Source organism: Bradyrhizobium sp. SSBR45G, from assembly GCF_030159255.1.
GTDB lineage: Bacteria > Pseudomonadota > Alphaproteobacteria > Rhizobiales > Xanthobacteraceae > Bradyrhizobium.
The window spans coordinates 18,054-42,368 of record NZ_BSCT01000051.1; the positions used below are offsets into that span (position 1 = coordinate 18,054).

Here is a 24,315-nt window from a genome sequence, read left to right on the forward strand (position 1 = left end):
TCTCTAGTGGAGGATCCGCTCGATGTTCGGAACGATGACGAACTCGTCACGCCATTTGGTGATGAAGCGGATGAACTCCGACTTCCAGCTGACGCCGACACGCGGCGTCTGTTGCGTATCGCAGCGCGAGATCTCGGTCACCTCGTAGACCTTGTCGGCGGTCAGGCCGACCAGCACGGGCTCGTTGTCGATCTGGGTTTCGATGACCACGATCCGCGTATCGGTCGAGGCGTCGGTCAGCGGCATGCCGAAGCGAAGCCGCAGGTCCGCCAATGGCACGATGTTGCCCCGGACGTTGATGATGCTGTGGACGAACGGCTTGGCGCCGGCCACTCTCGTCGCCGGGACGGGATCGATGATCTCGCGGACGATGGCGGCATCGAGCGCGAACTTCTCGTCGCCCAGGCCGATCATGACGACCTGGATCGTCTGGTCGCCATCAACTGCTGCGTGCTCGCTCTGCTGAGTCATCAGGCCGCCTCGTTCAGATGTTGCTTGTCGGCATGCGCCTGCGCCAGCGCGACCAGTTGGACGACATCGAGGATCAATGCTGCCGTGCCGTCGCCGAGAATGGTGGCGCCGGAGAAGATCGTGACGTCGGAATGCAGCTTGGAGAGCGACTTGATCACGGTCTGATGGCTGCCGATGATCTGGTCGGCGACGAGGCCGACGCGCGTCTCGCCGGTCGAGACGATGATGGTCTTCTGATACTCATCCGGCGAGCCGCTGGCCTGCAGGATGTCGCGCAGCATCAGGAACGGCACGAGATCGCCGCGGATGTTGAGGAAGTTGCGTCCGCGTGCGCGCTGGTCGTCGGCGGTGAGCTCGACGCATTCCTCCACGGCTGACAGCGGAATGATGTAGCGGCCTTCGCCGACCCGGATCATCAGGCCCTCGATGATGGCGAGCGTCAGCGGCAGGCGCAGCGTGACGGTGGTGCCTTCGCCCGGCTTGGTGGCCATGTCGATCGAGCCGCGCATGGTCTCGATGGTGCGCTTGACCACGTCCATGCCGACGCCGCGGCCGGACAGCGCCGAGATCGTCTGCGCCGTCGAGAAGCCGGGATGGAACAGGAACTGGTGGATGTCGGCGTCCGGCAGCTCTGCGCCGGGCGCGAGCAGTCCCTGCTCCTCGGCCTTGGCGCGGATGCGCGCCGTGTTGAGGCCGGCGCCGTTGTCGCGCACCGTGACCAGCACCTGCGCCCCGGAGTGGATCGCGTGCAGCTCGATGCGGCCCTTCTCGGTCTTGCCGGCGGCGTTGCGCGCGTCGGTCTGCTCGATGCCGTGATCGATCGCGTTGCGAATCAGATGGACGAGCGGATCCGCCAGGCCTTCGATCATGGTCTTGTCGAGCTCGGTGTCCTCGCCCGATGTGATCAGGTCGACCGGCTTGGAGAGATCACGCGACAGGTCATGGACCAGGCGGCGGAAGCGGCCGAACAGCGAGCCGATCGGCACCATGCGCGCGCCCATCGTGGTGTCGCGCAGGCTGCCGGCGAGGCGCTCGATCTCCTCGGCAATGAGCTTGATGGATGCGTCGGAGCTCGCGGCCGCGAGCTGGCTCAACCGCGCCTGCGCGATCACCAACTCGCCGACCCGGTCCATCATCTCGTCAAGGCGACGGGCCTGCACGCGAACGGTCGCGATGGCGCGGTCGTCGCTGCGCTTGGTTTCCTCGCGGCGTGGGTCCGGTGCCCGCTCGGCTTCCTTGGTCTTCGCTGCTGGCGGCTCCGCGGCCGCGGCGTGCGGTTCGGGCGCTCTCATTGGCGGCTGAGCCGCGGGCTCGGCCGGATGCGACAGATCGCTCCGCGACAACGGCGTCGCCGTGAGCGTCATCTCGTCGATGACGAACATGAAGATGTCTTCGATGACCTCGCGGCCGCAGGACGCGTGCAGCGTCACGTCCCATGTCAGGTAGCAGTCCTCCGGCTCGAGCGCGTCGAGCAGCGGGATGTCGTCGGTCAGTGCGATGGCGAAGCAGGGACCGAGCTTGCTGAGATCGTCGAGGAAGTTGAGCGGATTCGAGCCGTTTCGGAGAATGTGCGACTCGAACTCCAGATGGAGGCGCCAGCCTGCCACGGCCGTGTCGTCGTCCGTGCCGCGGTCCGTCGCGGCCGGTGCGCCGGCCGGTTGCAGCGGCGGCGACTCCATGACCGCGCTCGGTGAGACGAAGCGTCGGAGGTCGTCGAGGATGCCGTCGCCGATGATCGTGTCGGTGCTGTCAGGCGCTTCGATCAGGGCGCGAATGTAGTCCTTGGCCGCGAGCGCCACGGTAATGAGCTCGCGCGTCGGCGCGATCTCGCCCTTGCGGACGCGATCGAAGGCGGTCTCGAACTCATGCGTAAAGTTCGCCACCTTGTCGAAGCCAAACATCGCGCCCGACCCCTTGATGGTGTGCAGGGCACGGAACGCGCTGTCGACGAGTTCGCGGTCGTCGGGCTTTTCGCACAGGTCCAGCAGCGCGCCTTCGAGGGTCTCGAACAGCTCGGCGGCTTCCTGCCGGAAGGATTCGGTCCAGTCGGGGCTGCTCATGGGCGCACCAGCCTCGCGACGATCGTGGCGAGCTGCTCGGGCCGGAACGGCTTGGTGATCCAGCCGGTCGCGCCCGCGTCCTTGGCTTCGGACTTCATCGTGTCGTTGGATTCGGTGGTGAGGAAGATGATCGGCAGCCCGCTGAAGCAGGCTTGGCCGCGCAGCGCGCGGATCAGCTCCAGCCCGTTCAGGACAGGCATGTTGAGGTCGGTGATCACCATGTCCGGGCGGCTCGATTGCGCCTGCGCCAGGCCCGCGCGGCCGTCAGCGGCCTCGATCACCGTGTGGCCGGCAGGCTCGAGCGCGACCTTGATGGTCTGACGAATGCTCGGCGAATCGTCGACTGCGAGGATCGTAGCCATCAGATGCCGTCTTTCTTGTACGCGAAATGACGATCGACTGCGGCATCGCCGGCAAATCCCGCGCGACGAATGGCGTTGCGCAACACCTCCGACGGCGCCGTCAGGGCGACCGCGCGTCCCTGGTCTCGTCCGGTCTTCGCCGTCGAGATGAGGAGTTGGATCGAGGTGACGTCGGCCTTGTCGACGCATGAGCCGTCGATCTCGAGTGCGGCACGTTGTCCGAACGCGTCGCGGATCATTTCGTGGACTTCCCGGATTGCCGCAATGCTGCAATCCGCCGGTAGTTTTACGGCCTCTTTCGACTTCAGATACTCAGACACCATTACGTCTCCAGCGGGAACGTCACGGCGGCATCGTGCAGGACGAGAATTAGAGATTCGCTAAAACGCATCAGACTTTTCAGGCAATCGGATAACTCAAATGATCCCGATCAACTAATAAGTAGATCGCGGTGCAGATCTCCCCGGAGAACTACGGTGCGGCAGCCTCTTCGCGGCCTGGCGAATGGATGATGCGATTCCGCGGCTCTTCAGTCCCGTGGCAGATGCTGACGTCAGTGCCTGCGCGCGTCAGGACGGTTGTTTCAACAGCCGATCGATCAGCTGAACGACAGCCTCTTCCAATTCAGCCGGCGAGTCGATCGTGATGCCATCCGTGTAGTACTGCCCGACGGGGTGGCCGATGCCGATGGCCGTGAGACCGATATCCCCGGTCCGCTCGATCTGCTCGGTGACATCGCGCAGATGACGAACCAGCGGCCCGATCACACATAGTCGACGCTGACGCGCGTGTCGCCGCCGATCACCAGAAATTCGCCTTCGCCCTTCAGCGCGTGCGACGACAGGAGGCTGTTGAAGAACACGATCTTGCTCACCGGAATCCTGGCGGTGAGAATCATGTCGCCAAAGCAGCCGGCGGTGTCGCGGTCCGACGAAAACGAGACGAGATTGTTGAGCCGGATCACCGCCTCGCGCCGCGCCGTCCGCTCGACGATCCAATGCTCGTCGAACGCGTTGACGCCGCGATGCAGCGTGAGATGCGTCTCGCCAGGGAAGGCGAAGCGGCGGATCGCCCATTGGCAGAATTCGAACAGCAGGTCGAGCTGCACCCAGATCGCATTGTTGTGGAAGCGGCTCGACATCTTCTCCTCGACATAGGTCGTCCAGGCCCGGCTCGCGACGAGCGCGATGACCTCCTTGTGGAACGAAGGGCCGAGGCCGAAGCGGCTCTCGACCCAGCCTTTCAGAACGGCGCCTTCCGGGCCGTTGCTGTCGAAGCCCCAGCCCTGGATCAGCCGCAGGAACGACGAGCGAAAGCGCCGCTGGCCACTGGACACGGCTGCGCGCTGCTCCGGATCAAGGCCGAACATCGCCATCATGTAGGTCGAAAACGCCTGTCCGGCTTCGCTGAGATCCTCGGCCTGGTCGAGCATCGTGAACAAGCTGGGGTTCATCTCGGTGACGCCCCAGATGTGCAGCGGCACCGCCGTCTCGTTGAAGGCGCAGCTCGCCAGCCACTCGGAGGGACGCCCCACCAGATTGGTCGAATGGCCGATGCCGCGCCGTGATGATCGTGCTGAGTCCCTCATGGCGGACATGATGCCGTCTTATGCCGCGGTGGGGAAGGTCCCGTTGAGGGGCCTTCGAACGAGATCCTCGTTGATTGGCCGCAGCTCAGCTGCAGCCGCCGCATCCGCCGCCGCCCCCGCCATCTCCGCCGCCGCCACATCCGCCGCCCGTCGAGCCGCCGCCGCTGCCGAGCGTTTGCGAGGTCGCCAGCACCGAGGCATAGGCGGAGCCGGAGAGCACCACGGCGCCCGACAGGGCCACGGCGATCAGCAGCTCGTGGTCGCGCGGTGCGCGCGCGGCGCGGGCGTGAGACGCCTTGTAGCTCTGGAGCGCGTCGTTGCCGGCGCGGGTCCGCGTCGGCGCCTTCGTCATCTCGTAGGCGACGTAGCAGGTCGCCGCCATCAGGACGAGGAGGAAGCCGACCGGGTGATGCCGCTCGGTGCCGACCACCACCTTGATGGTGCCGAGCAGCAGGAGCGCTGCGATCAAGGCCAGCGCGGCGCTGCGGAAGGCAGTCAGCTGGGGAGCGGTCGGCGCGTAGCCGAGCGCCTGCAGCCGTTGCTTGACACGCTCGGCGAGCGGCCCCAGCGCGCTCTGGAATTCCTTGCGCGTCATCTCGGAACGCAGCTTGAGGTGAGGCGGACGGTCGATCAGTCCGGCCAGCGGCGCCTGGTCGGACACCGTGATCCTGTGATTGCGCGGCGTGAAGGTTGCGGCGTTCTTCGCGGCAAGGCCGAGCAGCACCGCGTCGCCGAGACGGTGTTCGCCGCCGGCGAGATAAGCGAGCTCGAGCTCGCGCAAGGCACGGATCGTGGTCGCGGCTGGACCGATCATGCGGCGGCCGAGACCGACGAGCCCGAACACGATGACCGCGCTGGTCGCATAGAGCAGCAGGAATGGGCCGGCCGTCCAGTCGAACGGATTGAGCGCCATGTTCATCTCCTCAACAGTCGCCGCAGCCAAGCGCTTGGCCGCGGCAGGATGAGCCAATAGGTGCGGTCGGTGACATGATAGCGCGGGCCGGCGAAACGGAGATGTGTCGCCGGCCACAGATCGGGGCTGGGCGGACCGAAGAAGCGTTCGTGCAGCGCCAGGGTCTCGGCATATTGGCGGCGGTAGGTCATCTGCGCCTCCGGGCCGCCGGGGGTCGGATCGTGATGCAGCGGAGCCTGCAGCCGCTCGCCGCACCAGGTGGTCCAATAGTCGCGCGAATAGATCAGGTGCTGATGCCAGACCTCGTCGACGGCCTCGCTCGGCGTCACCGGCGTCGGCGAGACCATCGCGAGGAAGCAGAAGCGGCGATAGGCCTCGATCGTGGCGCGCGCCTCGTCGAGGCTCCAGCCATGGTCGCGGGCCAGACGTTGGGTGAAGTTCAGCGGCGTGGCGGGCTCGAAATCATGCGCGGCGATGCGCCGCCACAGCTCCTGTCGCGCAGGCGTCCAGTCCGGCTCGTCGGCCTGGACGTCGACCTTGACCTGCGCGCGCAGCACCGAAAGCTCCCGGAGATCGTGCACGACGAGACCATAGCATGGAAGCGCGTGCAGTTCCAATGGCGGGCCGGCGCCGCAGGCGGCTATGCTGAATATCAGCCTCCAAGACGGACCCTGGTCTGTGCCAATTTGCGCCACTCGGCGTCGAGCCGGGCCGACAGGTCGCGCGCCGTATCCGGTGAGAGTACTCGCTCGATGGCCGGGGCCTCGATCGGATCGACTGCGGGGAGCGTGGCATAGCCCAGATTGGCAAGCCTCGCTCGGAGCGGCGGGTGGGTCGAATCGGGATCCTCCCCGGGTTCCTCCTCCATCGTCTTGGCCGCAGCAGCGGTAAGCGCATCATGGTCGCGGAGGTCGGCGAGCCGGGCTGACACGCGCTGCAGCGGCGCCGCCGGCACGCTGACGGCGCCGAGCATGTCGGTCTCCAAGGGCGTGAATACCAGCTCGCGCAGCCGCGCCACGGCGCCGGCGATCAGCACGAGCGATCGCGCCATCTCGGATGGTCCCATCAGTGCGGCCGCGCGCCGGTCAGCGGCCAGCTCGTTGCGGCGCGACAGCGCACGATGTTCGCCGTTCAGCCATGTCAGCAGCGAGCGCAGCAGCAGCGCGGCGAGGCGGCCGGTGATGGTGCGGTCGGGATTCGCGTAGTGCAGAACGTTGTCGCAGGCATGCATGAAGTCGAGCAGGTTCTTGCTGCCGGTGATGTGCCGCAGCTCCGCATGAGCCACCTCGTGGGCGACGGTGGCGCGGATGGCACGCTCGTCGAGGATCATCAGGAGCGGCAGTCCGACCGTCATCGTGACGTGCTGCCGGAAGAGACCGGCATGGCCGCGCGCCTCGCTGATCGATGCGTTGAACTCGCCATCGATCCGCAGCGTGCGCTTCGGCTTGGCGAAGGCCGGATCGATCTCCTGCCAAGTCCTCCACAGCAAGGGGGCCATGGCTTCGTCGAGGGCGTTGCTCCTCTCCCGCCACGCCGGCACGAACAGAATTCCGAGCGCCAGCGCGGTGGCCGCTGCCACCACGCAGAACATGATGGGAGCCGTGACGAGCGCCGCCCTCGTATAGTTGTCCAGCATCATCAGCCAGAGCACGACCACGCCGCCCGCCAGCGCGACCACGGGAAGGACCGCATAGCGCCCGAGCTGCAGGATGCATGACAGAACGAGACGCTTCATTCACACGCCCTGATCGCCGTCCTCCGGCCGCACCAGCTTGATGTCCTGGGCGGCGGCCCAGGACCAGATGTCCTGGCGCTTCAGCGCGGTCGCCATCAGCTCGGGAAACTGATGCGGCGTGCAGGCGAACACGGGACAGCCGAGCGAGGCGAGGATCGCGGCATGCCTGGCGTCATAGGCGGGGCGGCCGTCGTCGTTGAGCGCGAGCAGCACGATGAGGTTCACGCCCGACGAGACCAGCGCCTTGGCGCGCGCCAGCATCTGCTCGGCGATGCCGCCCTCGATCAGGTCGCTGATCAGCACCATGTGCGTCCGTGTGGGCTCGCGCACGAGACGCTCGCAATAGGCCAATGCCTGGTTGATGTCGGTGCCGCCGCCGAGCTGCACCGAGAACAGCACCTCGACCGGATCGGCGAGCTCCTCGGTGAGATCGATGATGTTGGTGTCGAACACCACGAGCTTCATCGCGATCGCCGGGATCGAGGCCAGCACCGCAGCGAAGATCGAAGAGTAGACCACGGACGTTCCCATCGAGCCCGACTGGTCGACGCAGAGAATGACCTCTTCCAGATTGGTCCGCCGCGCCGCCCGCGCATGACCGACCAGCGTCTCCGGAACGATGGTGCGATGCTCGGCCTGCCAGTGGCGCAGATTCTTCGCAATGGTGCGCGGCCAGTCGATGTCGCTCGCGCGCGGACGCCGTGTGCGGCGGCGCCGGTCGACCGCGCCGCGGATGGTCTCGGTGGTGCGCGCGTCGAGCTTTTCCATCAGCTCCTTCACGACCTTTGCCACCACTTCCCGCGCCGTCGCCTTGGTCTTCTCCGGCATCACCGAGCGCAGTGCCATCAGGTCGGCGACCAGATGCACGTCGGCTTCGAGAGCTGCGAGAAACTCCGGCTGCAGCAGCATCTCCTTGAGGCCGAGCCGCTCGAACGCGTCCTTCTGGATCACCTGCACCACGGGCGCGGGAAAGAACTCCCTGATGTCGCCGAGCCAGCTTGCGACGCGCGGCGCCGAGCCGCCGAGACCGCCGCGGCGTCCGCCGCCGCGCTTGCCGCCGGAGCCCGCGTCATAGAGACCCGCGAGTGCCGCATCGAGCCGCCGGTCGCGCGCGGACAGGCCGGCCTGATCGTCGCCGCCGAGCACGAGGCGCCAGCGGCGGTTGCGCTCGGCATCCGCGTCATTGCTCATGTCGGTCGTCCCTTCATCGCCAAGTCAGCGCCGAGGATCGTCAGCAGCAAGGGCAGGGCGGCATCGAAACCCACGGCATTCGCCGGCATTGGCGCGAGCGGCTGGAGAGGTGAGACATCGCGGGCGTCCGACGCGGCGAGCGGTCGTTGTCTGGCCAGCTCATCCAGCAGGCGCCGCCGCTCGCTGCGGTCGAAGCTCGCGAAGGCGCGGCGCAGCACCGGCAGCAGATTGTTGAAGGCCTCGTCGTCGATCGCGGCCAGCCAGGAGTCGATGATCCGGCGCAGCGCCTGGTCGTGCAGCAGCACCTGGCCGCTCTGGCCGAGGAAGCCGTCGAGCCATTCGCCGGCCTCCAGCGTCGGCACGCTATGGGACAGCGCGCGCGACAGCGACAGCGCGGTCTGGTCGGGCGGGACAACGCCATGATCGTAGAGGGCGCGGCTCGCAAATCCGCGGAGCAGCGGATGCGCTGCGGCGTCGGTCGCGACGCTCGCGAGCGCGCGGCGCCAGCCGTCGCGCAGGCCGGCATCCTCGATCAGCCCGATCGCAGCGTCGAGCCGCGCCAGCCGGCCACGCAGCTCGGCGGCGATTTCGGCCTGCAGGTTGCGGCAGGCATAGACGAGGCCGGCACAGATCGCCTCGATGAGGCTGATCACCAGCAGGCGCAGCGCCTCGGTGGGCAATGCGCGCGCGGTGCCGTAGCGCAGGATCTCGGCGAGCGGCGGCACGGCCTCGGTCAGATCGGTGACATCGCTGGTCGCCGCCGAGCGCTCCTGCAGCAGCGCGATCGTCGTCTCGGCCGCCTGCACCAATCCGGCTTCCAGACAGCCGCGCACGATGTCGGCGACCGTATTGAGCGACGTGGCCGTCTGTGCGGTGGTGATCGCGGCGTTGCCGGCGGCCTGCGCGACCGTCGTGCCGTGGACCAGCGCCTCGACCAGTCTGACCGAGAATTCCGGCTCCCAGCGCAGCCGCCAGTTCTCGCGGAACGTGCCGCGGCTCTGCCCCGATCCCTGCAGCAATCCCCACGGCACCTGGATCAGGGCGAGCCGATGCAGGAGCTGCGACTTCGCGAGACCGGCCTCGCTGCGCAGGTCCAGCGCGATGTCGCTGTCGAGCGCCTCGGGCTTGAGCTTCAGCTTGCGTTGCCAGCGCGCCAGATCCGCGGCGAGCGGCATCTGCGGCACGCTATCATCGATCTCGCCGACACCACGGCCGATGATGAGCTGCTGCTCGATGAGGCGGAACAGCGCGGTCTCACCTTCGCAGAGCGTCGCCAGGCTTGCCTCGCGCATCTCGGCAAGCCCGGGCAGGGCCACGTCACGCAACGCCGCGAGCGTGATCGCCAGCCGCGACGCTTCGATCACGGAGGCGGTTGACGCCGGCCGGCCGTTTCGCCGCAACAACTCGGCGACGCGCGCCTGCCAGCGCGTCGTGAAGCCGGTGGCGTCGAGCGCTGCGGCGTCCTCGTGCTGCAGTCCTTGCCAGAGATGCGCGTACCAGCCGGGCGAAATCACGCCGGCACCATAGCCGGACGACGCGGCGAGACGCGTCTCCGTCCATGGCACCCAGGTCGCGGTCACCTTGATCTGCGGCAATCCCTTCAGCAGCGCACGATCGTCCTTCAGCGCGACCTTCTTGCGCAGCGCCGGCACGTGCCACGCGCCGCAGACGACCGCGACAGGTCCATCCTGCCCGCTCAGCGCAGCGGCGATTTCCAAGCGCATATGCGCCTCGCGGCGCAGCTCGCGCTGCGCTTCGTCCGCGGGCTGGTAGGGCAGGGGATCGATCTTTTCGCGCAGCGCGCCGATCGCCGCTTCCAGTGCGGCAAAGATCTCCGGTCCGTGCGTGCCCTGCTCGACGATCGCATTCCACCAGGACTCGCTATCGTCATAGCCGGCGAGGGTGGCGAGATAGGCCAGCGGATCGCGCCGGATCTGTGTCAGCTCCGGATCCGTAACTTCAGGCTCATCTGGAGCCGCCGCGCTGGCGTCCTCCGGCTCGGCCTCGCTGTCGTCACGCTCCGCCCGCTTCGCCTTCGCCCGCTCCGCGAGGCGATGCGACGCCGGCAGATCGATGAAGCGCACCGGACGCCTCTTCGCCAGCGCCCAGCGGATCGCCTGCCATTCCGGCGAGAACACCGCGAACGGGAAGAAGCTGGCATTGGACGCATCGTCCTGCGCGTGCACCAGCAGCGCGATGGGCGGGACCGTCGCCGGCGAGGCGGCAAAGGCGATCAGCTCGTCGGCATCGGGTGGCCCCTCGATCAGCACGACTGCGGGATCGGCGGCGTCGAGCGCTGACAACACCGCGCGCGCCGAGCCCGGCCCGTGATGCCGGATGCCCAGGAGATGCAGGCGATCGGGCGAAGCCGCGGCCATGTCACATCACGTCGCGAATGGCGCCATAGAGGTCGGCCCACGGCTTGCGCTCGCGGACGACGGTCTCGAGATATTCCTGCAGCACCACCTTGTCCTGCACCGGGTCCTTGACGATGGCGCCGACGAGGTTCGCGGCCATGCTCTGCGCGTCGATCACGCCGGAGCCGAAATGGCCGGCCTCGGCCCAGGCGCCGATCGTGACCGCAATCGCCTCCGCCGTCGACAGCGAGCCGGACGGCGATTTCAGCTTGAGCCGGCCGTCGAGCGTCTGGCCGTCGCGCAGCTCGCGGAACACCGTGACGATGCGCATGATCTCCTGATCGGCGGGCGCGATCTTCGGCAATTCGAGGCCGCCGCCGATTTCGCCGACGCGCTTGGTGACGATCTTCACCTCTTCGTCGAGGTCGGCCGGCAGCGGCAGCACCACGACGTTGAAGCGCCGCTTCAGGGCCGAGGACAATTCATTGACGCCCTTGTCGCGCGCATTCGCGGTCGCGATCATGTTGAAGCCGCGGGTCGCGTGAATGGAGTCGTTGATCTCCGGGATCGGCATCAGCTTTTCAGACAGCACGGTGATCAGCGTGTCCTGCACGTCCGACGGCATGCGCGTCAGCTCCTCGAAGCGCACGATCCGTCCCGCTTCCATCGCACGCATCAGCGGCGTCGCCACCATGGCTTCGCGCGACGGTCCCTTGGCTAGCAGCAGCGCGTAGTTCCAGCCATAGCGGATCTGGTTCTCGTCGGTGCCGGCCGTGCATTGCACGATCATCTCGGACGAGCCGGAGATCGCGGCGGCCAGATGCTCCGACACCCAGGACTTCGCCGTGCCGGGCACGCCGAGGATCAGCAGCGCGCGGTCGGTGGCGAGCGTCGCCACCGCGGTCTCGATCAGCCGGCGGTTGCCGATATATTTCGGCGAGATCTCGACGCCCGACTTGGTGCGGCCGCCCATCAGATAGGTCACGACCGCCTGCGGCGACAGCCGCCATTGCGCCGGCCGGGCGCGTGTGTCCTCCTGCGCCAGCGCCGCGAGCTCATCGGCGTGGAGCGCTTCGGCCGAGCTGCGCAGCTGGGCGCCGGCTTTGCTCGCATCTTGCGTGGTCATGGTCATGCTCCGGATGTCATGAAGGCGCCGCTCACCTTGGCAGCGCGAGGACGAGATCGGTGAAATCCTTGGCCCCGCGCGTGGTCGCGAGCGGCAGCGCGTCGAGCGAGGCGAGGAAGGCGGGCATCGCCGCTGATGGCATCAATGCTGCCATCAGCACCAGCCGGCCGTCGTCCTTCTGCGCCGCCGGCGTGGTCGCATCGGCGAGCTCCTTGACCGCTTTCTGCCAGGCGGGCGATGCCAGCACGCGCTGCGCTGTCGCCGGCGCGAGCGGCTGACGGGCCTTCGCCGCAAGCGACATCACGATGTAGCCGTGCAACGAATCGCCCGCAGCGAGGCGTGCGCCGATGATGTGCATCACCGTGTCGTCATCGCCTTCGGCTGAGGCGGCTTCCATCAGCAGCACGAGAATCCGGTGCTCGCTCGGCGGCAGCGCCGCGATCAGCGCCTCGGGCGGTGCGCCGACGGCGGCCGCGAGCGCGGAGAGCTGCAGGCCGCCGAACAGCCGCTCGCGCAGCGCCTCGGTCTCCTGCCATTTCAGCCCGTCGCTCGGCAGGGTGAAGGTCAGCGTCGAGGCCGAGCCGAGGCCGATCTTGGCCAGCAGCGACCCCGCGCGCTTGAAGCATCGCGCCGCCTCCGTCAGCCGGTTGCCGCGCGCCGCGCGTTCGGCGATGCGCGCCAGCAGCTGGACAGCGACCTGCTTGACGCTGTCGGCGCGATCTCCGCTGAGGCTCTCCAGGAACGGCTGGTCGTCCGCGCCGAGGCCGACGACCAGCGCATCGAGCAGCGCGGCGCGCACCGGCGCCGGCTCGCTCTTCCAGACGGATTCGATCAGCGCGCGGCCCGCGGCGGGATCGTCGCGGCGCAGCCCGGCGACGAAGGCGCGGCGCTGCGCCTTCGGGAAGGTGGTCCAGTTGTCGATGGTGATACGCTCGAAGAACAGGCCCTTTGCCGCATCCTCATCGGAGTCGGAGGCGGTCAGCGCGAGAAAAGCGCGCTCGGCGAGACCTTGGTCCTCGGCATTCGCTTTGATGTGGGGCACGAGATCCGGCAGATCGAACGGATGCAGCCGGCAGCCGGCGGCCTGGATGCGGCGCAGCGCGAGCGGCAGCACGTTCGAGGTCAGCGACTTCTCGGCGCTGCGCGCGAGCGCCTTGAGCGCGCGCCGTGCCGGCGCGGGCAGGATCGGCCGCGCGTCCTGATGCAGCCGCAGCGCTGCGTCCGGGACAGGATCGGCGACCGGCGATGGCGCGCCGGCAAAGCGCTGCCATTGCGCAGCGAGCGCCAGCAGCGGCAGCGCTGGCTCGCGATCTCGCGGCAACAGCCCGGTCAGTGTCGCCGGCACTGTCAGCGGCTGCCGCGTCAGGCCGAGCAGTAACGACTGGCGCAGCCGGGCATGAATCTGCGGATCGATCGCGCTGGCCATCGTCAGTCCTCGTGATGCCAGCGGCCGAGCTGCGTGTCGGCGGCGAGCACCTGCGCGGTGCGGCCGTCCCACAGGCAGAGCAGCGACACATCGTCCAGCCCGAGCAGCGGCACCAACTGATCGATCTGGCCGCGTTCGACTGCGATCGTCGCGCCGCTCGCGTCGGTGATCGCGAGCGCGCCCTTGCCTGCGGTGCGCAGCGCGACGCCCGACAGCAGCATCGGCCAGCGCTCGAGCCACGGCAGCGCCGCGAGCGTCGATGCGTAGTCTCGCAGCGCCGGCGCAAGGCCCGGCAGCGGGCGCGGCCATGTCGCGCCGTCCGCCGTCTTGCGGCTCGCCAGCAGCCCGCGCAGCGGCGCGGCCGAGGGATAGAACACGACTTCGCCGTCGATGACCTCGCCGGGCGCGAACGGAAAGCCGGCGCCGCCACTGGAGACCGGCACGAAATCGACCAGCACCGCGACGCCCGGCTGATTCATGTCGTTGCTCGCATTGACGAGCCACGTCTCCAGCCGGCGCAGCTTGTCGGGCTGCACCTCCGAGAGATTGGCGGCGACGATCCACACGCTGCTGGCCCGCGGTGCTGTCGCGTCGGCCAGCAGCTCCTCGCGGCGCACCGACCAGCCGACCGCGCGGCGGACATCGTCGCGCAGCGGGGCGGGCAGGCGGTCCTGGTGCCGATAGGCCGAGGCGATCAAGGTCATCGCGCCGAGCCGCTCGATGGCGAGATCGGCGCGGCGCTCGTCGCCGACGCGAAACAGCTCGGTGCCGAGCTGATCGAGCCGTGCGGCGAGGCCGCCGGCCTTGGCATCGACCAGCCGCGTCGACAGCGTGCGCGCGGCCGCCGCGGCGCGCGTGGTGAAATCGGCGAGCCCCTGATTCAGCTGGTCCGCGATCCAGCGGTCGAGCTCGTCGAGCCCGGCAAGGATCGCCGCCTCGCGCTCGGCCTTGATGCGCTCGCGCTGCGCCTCGGCGCGCGCGGCGGCCTTCGGATCAATGGTTGCCGTGGTCGCAGCGTCGGCCAGCGCCGCATCGAGCGAGGGCGCCGCGGCCGTCTCGTCGCCCTCGGGCCTGGGCTTCCCCGGCGGACGGCCGCTCGTGCCGCGCCGCCGCGCGCTCCAATCCTCGACCCATTGCGGCGGGCTCGCGCTCTCGAACCGCTCCGGCTTGTCGACGCGCAGCCACAGCACGGCGAGGACGTGCTTGCAGGGAAACTTGCGGCTCGGGCAGGTGCATTTGTAGCCGCGGCCATCGGCGGCCGTGACGACGCGATACGGCGTCGCGCCGGAGCCCTGGCATTCGCCCCACAGCACCTCGGCATCGGTGCTCGCGGCCAGCACCGGCCAGCCGGCGGGCTTCACCAGCTTCAGTGCAGCGGCGAGTGAGGCCTGGTCAGGTGCCAGCCCTTCGATCCGTTCGCGTGTCAGAGACACCCACTCTCCCAACGGCTGATCGCGCGATGATGCACTCCCTAGCAGATGGCAGGAGAGCCGCACAACAATTCAAGCGCGATCGGCGAGCGCCGTTCGCATTGATCGCCACATCGCAGGTCAGAAACGCGCAGCGTGCCTCAGCGCGTCTCCTTGCTCCGCTGCCATTTCAGGAAGTCGCTGTAGAGCTTCGCCGCCTCGTCCGGCGACATCCGCGCCTGCGCCTTGCGCTCGTCGAGAAACTTGCGGAATTCGGCCGGGTTACCGTCGGTCGCCGGCGACTGCATCGCCCGCGCGCCGTCGAGCCAGTCCTGCGCCGCCTTGAAGCGGATGAGGCCCTGCACCGGCGCCGACAGCACGGTGTCGCGCCACTTCGGATGCCGCGGCGGCGATTGCAGCACCTGGATCTTGCCGAACAATGCATCGACGAAGCGCGCCGTGCGGCGATAGCGCTCGCTGTTCTCCGGCCAGTTGTAGACCATCAGCACGGTGGAGGCCGCGACCGCGTCGACCCTGGCGCCCGGCGGCACCAGGTTCGGATACTCGTCGGACGAGAACGTCGTCGGCAGATAGATGTCCTGCAGCGCGCGGTCATACGGGACCGGCAGCAGATGCAACCGGCCGCCGTCGTTCTTGATGCCCTTGATGATCGGCGCGTCCTTCGACACCGACGCGATCCAGGCATCGCCCTGGCCGTCGATCAGCTTCTGCAGGCCGCCGGTCGGGTCGGTCTGCGAATCGATCTCGGCCTGGATGCCGAGGCGGCGGAAGATGGTGCGCGCCGCCGGCAGGCCGATCGAGCGTTCCGCGAACACGCGCTTTCCGTTGAGATCCTGCAGGCTGCGGATCTCACGGCGGGCGATGATGTGGACGTCGTTGTGGAACAGCTGCGCGATGTAGCGCACGCGCTGGGCGATATCCGGAATGTTATATTCCGTCTTGACGAATTCCAGCGCGTCGGTGGCGACGAAGCCCATGTCGATGTTCTTCAACATGATGATGTCGACGAGGTTCTGCGCCGAGCCCTTGCCGAGGATCGGCAGCACGCGCAGGCTCTCGCCTTCATCGAGCACTGCCGCCATGTCCGAGCCCATCACCGACATCGGTCCGCCGATCGGCGCGGTAATCACGGTCACGGTGCCGGAGTTCAGCGATTCGCGGTCCGGCAGATTGCCGACAGTGGCCGCGCCCGCCGCCGGGCGTTGCTGCTGCTGGGCCTCAGCGCTGCCGGCGAACGCGGCTGCGGCCGCCAGCATGATTGTCGATACGAGTGCGCAAACACGAACACGCGCCACACCTGCCCCCAAACGCTTCCTTGAGTCATTCTAATTTGGCAGTGTACGTAGCAATTCGATCCGGGCCGAATTTTGTCCTCTAGGCGGCGATGCACAAGACGCTGCAAAGTCGCCCCACCGGTTCCATGCCAATGCTGGAATTCCGGGGGGCGGCAAGGCCGTGAGCGACGCGGCCGTCATGCGTCAACGCGTCGCGCCGATCAACAAACTATCAACTTAGGCGCTTGCGGCGTCGAGCCGCGCAACCTGATCGGGCGTCAGCGCGAGCTCTGTCGCCGCGACCAGCGTATCGACATGCTCCGGCTTGGTGGCGCTCGCGATCGGCGCAGTCACCGAGGGCTTGGCGAGCAGCCAGGCCAGCGCGACCGAGGCCTGCTGCGCGCCGGTTTCCGCCGCCACCGCATCCAGCGCGGCCAGGATGCGCAGGCCGCGCGCGTTCATGTATTTCGGAATGCCGCGCTGTCCGCGCGGGCTCTTGCCGTAGTCGGCCTCGGAGCGGTACTTGCCGGTGAGGAAGCCGGCCGCGAGCGAGAAGAAGGTGATGACGCCGACCTCGTTCTGCTCGCACACGCGCTGCAGCGCGCCCTCATACACCGACCGCTCGGCGAGGCTGTAGTCCGGCTGCAGGCTCTCATAGCGCGGCAGGCCGTTCTTGGCCGAGATGTCGAGCGCGGCCTGCAGCCGCTCCGCGGAGAAGTTCGAGGCGCCGATGACGCGCACCTTGCCGGCCTTGATGAGCTTGTCATAGGCCGCCAGCGTCTCCTCCTGCGGCGTCGCCTCGTCGTCCTTGTGCGACTGATAAAGATCGATCGCGTCGGTCTGCAGCCGGCGCAACGAGTCCTCCACGGCGCGCGCGATGTAGTCGGCCTTCAGCCCGACCTTGCCGTCGCCCATGTCCATGCCGACCTTGGTGGCGAGGATGATCTTGTCGCGGTTGCCGCGCAGCTTCATCCATTTGCCGATGATGGTCTCGGACTCGCCGCCGGTGTGGCCGGGCACCCAGCGCGAATAGACGTCGGCGGTGTCGAGAAAGCTGATCCCCGCATCCAGCACCTTGTCGAGCAGGCGGAACGAGGTCGCCTCGTCCACCGTCCAGCCGAACACGTTGCAGCCGAAGCAGAGGGGCGGGACGAGGAGGCTGGAGCGGCCGAGCGGACGATGCTTCATGACGATCTCTCGATTCGGGAGGGCTTATGAAATGTGTAGCTGGATGTATGGCGAACGCCTGCGGCAGATTGCCTCGGTTCGCTGCGCATGACCAGCGCGGCAGCAGCATGGCGGGGCCGCCATCGCGCATCCAAACCATGGCGCCGTTGCCCCGAAGAGGGTCCGACGACGTCAGACTTTGCACTTAGTTGCCGATGATGGTCCGCTCATTGCGAGTGCTTCGCATATGAGGATGCGAGGCCCGGGGGTAAGGAGTCCGTCCAATGAACACGCTGACCTATGACCAGCTCGGATTGAGCTCCGACGCCCTCATGGTGCCTGACGCGGCTGCTGCGAAGACCACGACGACCACCACGGCTGCTGCGGCCACGCCGTTCGCGCTGCCCGCCGGGGCGGTGTCGGATCCGGTCGTGCACGCCGACGGCTCCGAGACCGTCGCGGTCCACACCGGCGGCCTCACCTTCAATCTCACCTTCGATGCGGCGGGCGCGGCGGCGCCCGAAAGCTTCCGTGCGGGCGTCGAGCAGGCGGCCGCCATCCTGTCGTCGGCGATCACCGACCAGGCCACGGTCAATCTCTCGATCGAATATAACGGCACCGGCGGCGGCGCCGGCGCCAATGTCAGCAACGGCGTGATGGCCAACTACACGTCGTTGAAGAACGACCTGCAGGATCACGCGGCGGCCGGCGATACCGTGTTCGACAATCTGTCGAACAAGGCGACCGTGCAGGGCCATTCGCAGGTGTTCGTCGCCAACGCGCAGGCCAAGGTGCTCGGCCTGATCGACCCGAACAACACCACCACCGAGGACGGCTTCGCCATCTTCAACACCGACATCCCGACCCAGTCGCTGGTGGGCGTCGCGCTGCACGAGCTGTCGCATGCGCTCGGACGCGTGCCCTCGCCGGGCAATCTCGACATCTTCGACCTTTCCGACTTCACCCGGCCCGGCCACAATTTGATCAACAACAGCATCAGCTCGGCGCCCCCGGCCTATTTCTCGCTCGACGGCGGCGTCACCAAGATCGCCGATTACGGCCAGACGTCGGATCCCGCCGATTTCCTCAACACCGGCATCCAAGGCGCCAACGATCCGCTCAACGAGTTCTACAATCCGACCACGTCGCAGACGCTGTCGCCGATCGACCTCGTGGTGCTGGAGGCGCTCGGCTACAACATCTCGACCCCGGACACCCAGGCGCTGCTGGCGCAGATCCCGCATGCGGCCGGCGTCGCCGCGCCGGTGCAGACGCAGCAGCAGGCCGCCACGATCGCCTCGGCGGTCGCGGCCGAGACGGCGGCCAGCCTGACCAAGCTCGGCGATGCCGCCGGCGCCGCGCAGGTGCTGGCGAATGCGCAGGCCGATGCCGCCGCAGCCAACGGCTCACACGGCGACGCGACCAGCTACGCCACCTATTCCACCGACTCTCATCACGATCCCATGGCGCTCGCCATGCATCTGCACCACATCAGCATGAATTGAGGGAGGCGGCGAAGGCGGCCTCCTGCCGCGCCCCACGCACGATGCGCCTTCGCTCGCCTGCCATGCGGCCGTCCCGCAGCCGGGCTCGCGCGCGATGCAGCCGCACGCCATCAGCACGAACCAGCGCCGCGCGCGAGCGCGGCGTAGACGCCCCGATGGGCGCTCATCTCCGCTGACGTCGGCGGCTCCCAGATGCTTTCGATGACATCGAACATCGGCCTGGTGACGGTGAGCGAGAAGGTCTCGCCCCGCGTCTCGTTGCGCAAGCTGACACGCTGCCAACGCTCGGCGGCCGGCACGTCGAGAAAGTGCAGCGTGACGTCGAATCCGGATTGGCGAGCCAGGGCCGCGAAGCCCGCCCGGCTGCTGGCGCGCAGAAACGACAGGTCGAGCACCGCGTCGACGCCGGCCTGTGCGCAGCGCGTCGCCATGCGCCCGATCAGCTGCTCGCAGCGCCCGACGCGTTCGACCACCCAATCGAACCGCATCGGCTCGGGCTGATCCTTGCCGAACAGATCCACCATCCATTCGTCGATCGAGAAATGCACCCCGTTGCAGCGCCTGACGAGATCCAGCGCGTAGGTGGTCTTGCCGGCACCGGTCGCGCCGCAAACGAGGTGAAAGGTGCTGGCCATCGCTTGGTCGATCCTTGTTCGGTCAAGGACATATTATCCGGGTAAAATTTCCTTCTGTCAATAATTACCCGGGTAATAATTTGCGATGATCCTGCGGCGGCCGTTCGACATCAGTCCGCGCCCGCCGCGTCGCTCATTACGGTGACAGTGCACTAAACTTCGCAATCTGCCGCCCATGGAGCTTCGCGGCCAGCTCCGTGCCGAAATGGCCCTGCGGATTCGACGGCGACAGTCCATCGCGCTTTTCCCATTCCGTAATCCGCACCCTTGCCTTGTCGAAGGCGTCCTCGAGCGACACGCCTGCGGTGAGGTTCTGGTTGAAGAGCGCATCGCCGAAATAGGTCCATTCGCGCTCGTTCGAACAGCCGAACGACGGATTGTTCTCGTCGGCGGCGGTCAGCACCACGCTGTCGGACGAGGCCAGGCGCTTGACGAAAACGCCGGAATAGCAGGCCGACACGATGATCATCCGGTTCTTGATGCCTTCGCGATCGAGCACGGTTGCGATGTGATCCGGGGAGAGATGAGTGTAGACCGCGCCCGCGAGGTGGAGTCCGACGCCGGTCGCATCGCCGTGCGAGGTGATGAAGATCAGCAGGACGTCCTCGTCCTTGTTCATGACCTTGGCGATCGCATGCACGGCGGCGGCGAAGTTCGAGCGGTTGGCGATCGGTGTCGTCTCGGTCGTGGCGGCGTGATTGACGAGCCGGATCGTGCCGCGGTCCAGCCCGATCGCGCGGTCCAGCGCCGCCAGCCCGCCATCGAGCTCCTTCACGAACACATTCTCATCGGCCCAGCCGGCGATTCCGACCGTGTAGACGTCGACCGCGCCCTTGCGCTCCGGCAGCAGCTTGCCGGCTTCGGCCTCCATCAGCAGGGGCTGCGCGAGCTGGATGTCGGCGCCGGCCGGTTGAGGCGCTGGAGCGGCGTCGGCCGCCGCCGAGCGGGAGCGAACCCAGGCCCAGAGATTGTAAGTGCTCGGATCGGACTCGTCGTCGAGGAACGCCGGCTGTCCCGGCAGCAGCACGAGCGCCAGTCCCGAAGCGACGGTCAGCCCGAGCGCGCGCAGCAGCGGCCGCCGGTCCGGTCCGAGATTGGCGCCCAAGGTGCGCGCGACGGCGCCGATCCACCACACCACCAGCGCCAGAAGTCCGGCGCCAGCTGCGGCGATTTTCACCCAGGGGCTGGTCAACGGGGCCGGCTGCTGGCCGGCCGCCAGCAGCGCGAGCTCGACCGCGCCGCCCAGCACCACCAGCTTCCACAGCAGCGCCGTCCGGTGGCGCGAGAAATAGGACACGCCGATCACCACGGCCATGATGCCGATGCTGAGCGCGGGGGCCGCGATCGCGGCGGTCGCAGCCAGCGTGCCGAGGGCGGTCAGCACCTGCAGCTGCGCGATCGCGCCGCCCCGGTTCATCGCCAAGAACGGCAGCGCGACGGCGGCGAGAAGCGCGGTCTCGGCGATCACGCTGGTGATGCCGTACATGTTGAACGAGGCGTCATCGCCGACCAGCGCATATTCCAGGCCGACCTGCGCCGCCGCGGCCAGAAGCAGCGAGACGAGGAGCGTGGTCGGAGCGACCGCCGTAGCCGCCTGCGGCGCCTTCCATGCAGCAGCCTTCAGCGTGGCGGTCAGGACCTGCCGGACGTCGTTCATGTTTGCTTCACCATCAAGGGCAGGGACTCGGTGCGACGGTAACCTGAAGACTTCAACGATCGATTGATCCGGTCCCGTCAATGCGGCCGATCGGCCGCGGGGCCGACATCGCGCGCCCACTTGCGCTCGAAGCGGCTTGAGCAGGTGGAGCCACCCAAGGCCTCGCTAGCTGACGAGAGCGTCATCTGGAGGCGAGGCATGCTCGTCGCGGGTGGAGCAAGGCCGTGCGCGCGGGACGGAGTGTCGTGCAGGGTCAACGTCATTCCTTGGCGTCCGCGGCCGATTCCAGTCGCGCAGCCAGCGATTTGGGGATCCAGCCCGCTGGGACTAGCGGCACTCGTCGATGGGATATTGCTGGACGCTGCCGGGGCTGTCGAAGACGTCGACGAAGACCTTGATGCCGGTCTTGCAACGAGCGATGCACGCGTTGGTCTCGGCGCTGCATCGGTTGATGTATCTGTCGTAGTACTGGGCCGAAACTTTGTTCCTCGCCCAGGAGCGACATTCCTCGCCCTGCTGAGAGCACGACTTGGCATCAGCGGCATGCGGCAGCATCGCCGCGGCAGCCGTGATGGCCGTCGTCACGGCTAAGGATGTGAACCGCCGCGACCACGCCGATGTCAACCACTTGGTAACAGACCTCACCCGCGAGCCCTCCGCCTGACGAGGGCACTATAAGAGCGACGAGTGTCTTAAAACTATCTCAACCGTCGCGCGCAGCGGTGCCTTGAGCCAAGGCCTTGTCGGGGGACGTCCGTGTGCGCCCACGCAAGATGTGCCGCTTGCCACGAGCGCCATCGGCGGATCCGCAGCGATCAGCCGGCCAACGCGAACGACAAGCCGTAGGTGGCTTCAGCCACTCGTTCGTCAGCCGGCCTCCGTGGCGAAGTCGGAGAACCGGACCAGGATGGCCTGTCTGTACTCGTCGGACTTTTCCGAGACCCAGAGCTGCCTGCGGACGGAATTGATGTTCAGGAAGAACTCGGCATAGGGCCAGCCTTTCTGCTCCTCGATCACGACTTTCATACGCATCGTGAAACGGCCCTGGTTCGGCACGATCAATCCTCGGAGCGGCAATAGCACAGACATGAGTGCGCTCTTGTCCGGCAGCGCCGGGCGAGTCTGCGGCGCAAAGCCGAAGCACTGCTCGAGCCTGCGAAGCACGCGGGTCGTCCGGTCGCCATGCGAGACCAGCGCCAACTCGCGCGTGGGATGCCCAAGGGGAATGGTCCATTCCTCGCGCGCCTTTCGTACTGGCGCTCCGCGCCCGTCAAACTCCCAGCTTTCAACGGCGTCCGTGTGCGCGCCGTTCGAGAGACCTAGGACGAGGCCGAAACCAGCCGGGCCGTCGGCTGTGTCGCTCTCCACCTCGATCCAGAGGTTTTTGTCCCATCTCCACTCCTTGATGTCGAAGACCCAAGCGTCCGGCCCTGGGACGAACTCGTCCGGATTGCCAGCGGGATCAGGCCCCGGCTGCCACCGCGAGCCCCTGGGCATCGCGCCGTAGAGCCCTTCGGGCGTCGGCCCGCGTGTCGGCCGTTTGGGTTTCAACCAGTCGAACAGCCCCATTTCGTCTCCCCACACCGCAGTCTCTGCCGGTCAGGAACATAAACCATTTTCGCATTCAAGATGTGTGGAAGCAATAAGGCGACAGCACGCATCATTGGTGCGGATGCTGTTCTCCGTTCGCACTGATTGTCGACGTTGCCGGCCCGGAGCTTCGGCAAGCGCTGCGTGAGTGGACAGTTCGCAGGTCGGCGAGCCGATGGGTTGCCGCTCCCCCTGCGTTGCGCGGCAGGTCGGGTTCGTTCGCAGTTTCATTCTGGTTTAAAATGACGCATGTGGCCATAGGCGTAGCCGAGAAAGCGTGATCGGCGATTGCCTCGTCATGTCTGCTGGTCGGGGAAGTGATGGCATTCTTTATCTGCAACATGTTGGGGCCGCTCACGGCGACCTATCGTTTCCAAGATGGCGATATGATCACGCGGCGTTCGCGCGAGTCGCTCGCCTATGTGCATCGCGGCGTTTCCATCGAGGTGCTCTTTTGGTGCCACGGCGCAGGCATGTACCATTATTGCCTGCCAGCAAGCCTGTCTCAAGAGCAGCGCGGCGAATTCATCGATAGGCTGCAGCGCTATTGCCGGAACAAGCGCATGAAATGCCGCAGGGTAGACTCTGCGGACATTTCAGCGCGCGGAAAGCAGCTCCGCCGAGACATCGAGAACCATTACTCCTGGCTGCGTCGCAACAACGAGCTCCGGTTCGGAATTTTGGGAGCAAACGACATTGGAGATCTTTTGAAAGTCCATATCCCGGAGGGGACGTCATTTGACGTCGGAGAAAACATGCTCCGGTTCGCCGGACTCGCCGTAGCGAAAAGACCAAACTCCGTCGATCCTTACGATCCATTCTGGCACAATGAAATTGATGAGTACGATGTCGTCGCAACGACGGATTTGACGAGGGAATTTTTGCGTAGAGATGAGTTGATAGTTCGTTTGCGTCCCAGATCCCCCGACGATTACACTCTCATAGAGCAGGTCTTTGGTGCGATCATTTCTATCCATCTGTAAGGAGGTGATCTCAAGCATCAGGGCAATGTGCGTCAACGCGGCTCGTCAACCCGACGGGCACTTCCCGCATTCCCGCCATGCACAAACTGCCCGTCGAGCCAGTTTGTCGCACGCTGTTCGGCTTGCACCGTCGGGCAAATCGGGCCGATGCTCTCCGCCATCCCGTTCGCGATGAAGAGGGACGTTTCGGCCGATCGTCACGGAGCGTAGCAAGCGGGGAGCGGTGGACGTGTCGGGCTTGGGGCTTTCGCGCAAGCGGGCCGGCGAGCGAGCCTGGGACGTACGGTCAAGTCGCGTGGTCCTGGCCTCCCGACGCTGAGGTCAAGCCGGTGCTGATGCGCTTGCGCATCGCGTCGGTGATGGGGGCAAACAAGCCGGTCCCCAGGGAGATCGCGAAGCAGCCGTTAAAACCGCCGCGCGGGGAAGGCCGGGTCGTCCGGCTGAACCGTGGTACCTGCCGCCTGCATTTTTTTCCGCAGGCGGGCCACGGACCTCAGTCGAGGTCCGGTCTTCCCCGCGCCCTCTCATTTGTCGAGGGCGATGCCGGCAGCATGACCTGGATGCGGATGCGCTGCGGGGCTGCGGTGGGCTGTTTGCAAAATCGTGCAGTGGATGCGGTAGCCGTGGGCGTGGATGCGTCGCGCGCGGCGGTGCTGATCACGCCGATGAGGTGGAACGGCCGTACGACAATCTCGGTGTCGTCCCGGCCTTGAGCCGGGACCCATAACCACCGGCGGACATGTGAGGTAGGAAGGTGGCTCCGAGTTTGCCCAACACGTCTCCCTGTGGTTATGGGTCCCGGGTCAAGCCCCATAGGCGCTAAGATAGTTTTAGCATCATTTGAT

Annotated in this window: 23 protein-coding genes; 3 read left to right on the forward strand and 20 right to left on the reverse strand. The window is 66.9% G+C overall.

Annotated elements, in window-relative coordinates:
* Window positions 1–3: 3 nt before the first annotated feature.
* From QQL87_RS34305 to QQL87_RS34380, 16 genes are all read right to left on the reverse strand, one after another.
* Entirely contained in the window at window positions 4–471 is a 468-nt protein-coding gene (locus QQL87_RS34305) for a chemotaxis protein CheW (protein WP_284423572.1), read from the reverse strand.
* On the reverse strand, window positions 471–2,531 hold the full coding sequence (locus QQL87_RS34310; protein ID WP_284423571.1) for a chemotaxis protein CheA: 2,061 nt from the start codon (window positions 2,529–2,531) through the stop codon (window positions 471–473). Before QQL87_RS34310 ends, QQL87_RS34305 begins: the two co-directional genes overlap by 1 nt.
* Window positions 2,528–2,893, reverse strand: coding sequence for a response regulator (locus QQL87_RS34315; RefSeq protein WP_284423570.1), 366 nt, complete (start codon window positions 2,891–2,893; stop codon window positions 2,528–2,530). Before QQL87_RS34315 ends, QQL87_RS34310 begins: the two co-directional genes overlap by 4 nt.
* Window positions 2,893–3,216, reverse strand: a complete 324-nt coding sequence (locus QQL87_RS34320; protein WP_284423569.1) for an STAS domain-containing protein — start codon at window positions 3,214–3,216, stop codon at window positions 2,893–2,895. Before QQL87_RS34320 ends, QQL87_RS34315 begins: the two co-directional genes overlap by 1 nt.
* Before the next feature lie 246 nt (window positions 3,217–3,462).
* On the reverse strand, window positions 3,463–3,660 hold the full coding sequence (locus QQL87_RS34325; protein WP_284423568.1) for a cobaltochelatase CobT-related protein: 198 nt from the start codon (window positions 3,658–3,660) through the stop codon (window positions 3,463–3,465).
* Window positions 3,657–4,481, reverse strand: coding sequence for an NAD(+)--dinitrogen-reductase ADP-D-ribosyltransferase (locus QQL87_RS34330; RefSeq protein ID WP_284423567.1), 825 nt, complete (start codon window positions 4,479–4,481; stop codon window positions 3,657–3,659). Before QQL87_RS34330 ends, QQL87_RS34325 begins: the two co-directional genes overlap by 4 nt.
* Window positions 4,482–4,566: 85 nt before the next feature.
* Entirely contained in the window at window positions 4,567–5,394 is an 828-nt protein-coding gene (locus QQL87_RS34335; protein WP_284423566.1) for a TIGR04222 domain-containing membrane protein, read from the reverse strand.
* Between the two features lie 2 nt (window positions 5,395–5,396).
* Window positions 5,397–5,951 (reverse strand): glycine-rich domain-containing protein, encoded by a 555-nt coding sequence (locus tag QQL87_RS34340; RefSeq protein ID WP_284423565.1) that lies wholly within the window; start codon window positions 5,949–5,951, stop codon window positions 5,397–5,399.
* 95 nt (window positions 5,952–6,046) lie between these two features.
* Entirely contained in the window at window positions 6,047–7,129 is a 1,083-nt protein-coding gene (locus tag QQL87_RS34345) for a M48 family metalloprotease (protein WP_284423564.1), read from the reverse strand.
* Window positions 7,130–8,320: a vWA domain-containing protein gene (locus tag QQL87_RS34350; RefSeq protein WP_284423563.1), complete on the reverse strand. Its 1,191-nt coding sequence runs from the start codon at window positions 8,318–8,320 to the stop codon at window positions 7,130–7,132.
* On the reverse strand, window positions 8,317–10,698 hold the full coding sequence (locus QQL87_RS34355) for a DUF5682 family protein (RefSeq protein WP_284423562.1): 2,382 nt from the start codon (window positions 10,696–10,698) through the stop codon (window positions 8,317–8,319). Before QQL87_RS34355 ends, QQL87_RS34350 begins: the two co-directional genes overlap by 4 nt.
* A gap of 1 nt (window position 10,699) precedes the next feature.
* Window positions 10,700–11,803 carry an ATP-binding protein gene (locus tag QQL87_RS34360; protein WP_284423561.1) on the reverse strand — a complete coding sequence of 368 codons (1,104 nt, stop codon included), beginning with the start codon at window positions 11,801–11,803 and terminating at the stop codon, window positions 10,700–10,702.
* A gap of 31 nt (window positions 11,804–11,834) precedes the next feature.
* Entirely contained in the window at window positions 11,835–13,229 is a 1,395-nt protein-coding gene (locus QQL87_RS34365; protein WP_284423560.1) for a DUF5691 domain-containing protein, read from the reverse strand.
* A 2-nt stretch (window positions 13,230–13,231) separates the two neighbouring features.
* The gene (locus QQL87_RS34370) at window positions 13,232–14,662 is read right to left on the reverse strand and encodes an SWIM zinc finger family protein (RefSeq protein WP_284423559.1); all 1,431 of its coding nucleotides are present in this window, start codon (window positions 14,660–14,662) and stop codon (window positions 13,232–13,234) included.
* Window positions 14,663–14,799: 137 nt separating this feature from the next.
* The gene (locus QQL87_RS34375; RefSeq protein ID WP_284423558.1) at window positions 14,800–15,915 is read right to left on the reverse strand and encodes a TAXI family TRAP transporter solute-binding subunit; all 1,116 of its coding nucleotides are present in this window, start codon (window positions 15,913–15,915) and stop codon (window positions 14,800–14,802) included.
* A gap of 255 nt (window positions 15,916–16,170) precedes the next feature.
* Complete coding sequence (locus QQL87_RS34380; RefSeq protein WP_284423557.1) at window positions 16,171–17,121, reverse strand: aldo/keto reductase; 951 nt, start codon at window positions 17,119–17,121, stop codon at window positions 16,171–16,173.
* 263 nt (window positions 17,122–17,384) lie between these two features.
* On the opposite strand from QQL87_RS34380, the gene QQL87_RS34385 reads away from it, so the two are divergent.
* Window positions 17,385–18,605, forward strand: coding sequence for an NF038122 family metalloprotease (locus QQL87_RS34385; protein WP_284423556.1), 1,221 nt, complete (start codon window positions 17,385–17,387; stop codon window positions 18,603–18,605).
* 110 nt (window positions 18,606–18,715) lie between these two features.
* Here QQL87_RS34385 and QQL87_RS34390 read toward each other — a convergent pair whose 3' ends face one another.
* The 4 genes from QQL87_RS34390 to QQL87_RS34405 all read right to left on the reverse strand — a co-directional run bounded on the left by QQL87_RS34390 (window position 18,716) and on the right by QQL87_RS34405 (window position 22,466).
* On the reverse strand, window positions 18,716–19,240 hold the full coding sequence (locus QQL87_RS34390; protein WP_284423555.1) for a P-loop nucleotide/nucleoside kinase family protein: 525 nt from the start codon (window positions 19,238–19,240) through the stop codon (window positions 18,716–18,718).
* A 136-nt stretch (window positions 19,241–19,376) separates the two neighbouring features.
* Window positions 19,377–20,897, reverse strand: coding sequence for a C13 family peptidase (locus QQL87_RS34395; protein ID WP_284423554.1), 1,521 nt, complete (start codon window positions 20,895–20,897; stop codon window positions 19,377–19,379).
* A gap of 327 nt (window positions 20,898–21,224) precedes the next feature.
* Window positions 21,225–21,482: a hypothetical protein gene (locus QQL87_RS34400; protein WP_284423553.1), complete on the reverse strand. Its 258-nt coding sequence runs from the start codon at window positions 21,480–21,482 to the stop codon at window positions 21,225–21,227.
* A gap of 282 nt (window positions 21,483–21,764) precedes the next feature.
* Window positions 21,765–22,466, reverse strand: coding sequence for a hypothetical protein (locus QQL87_RS34405; RefSeq protein ID WP_284423552.1), 702 nt, complete (start codon window positions 22,464–22,466; stop codon window positions 21,765–21,767).
* Between the two features lie 341 nt (window positions 22,467–22,807).
* On the opposite strand from QQL87_RS34405, the gene QQL87_RS34410 reads away from it, so the two are divergent.
* Window positions 22,808–23,470 (forward strand): hypothetical protein, encoded by a 663-nt coding sequence (locus QQL87_RS34410; RefSeq protein ID WP_284423551.1) that lies wholly within the window; start codon window positions 22,808–22,810, stop codon window positions 23,468–23,470.
* Window positions 23,471–23,799: 329 nt separating this feature from the next.
* Entirely contained in the window at window positions 23,800–24,183 is a 384-nt protein-coding gene (locus QQL87_RS34415) for a hypothetical protein (RefSeq protein WP_284423550.1), read from the forward strand.
* Window positions 24,184–24,315 lie beyond the last annotated feature (132 nt).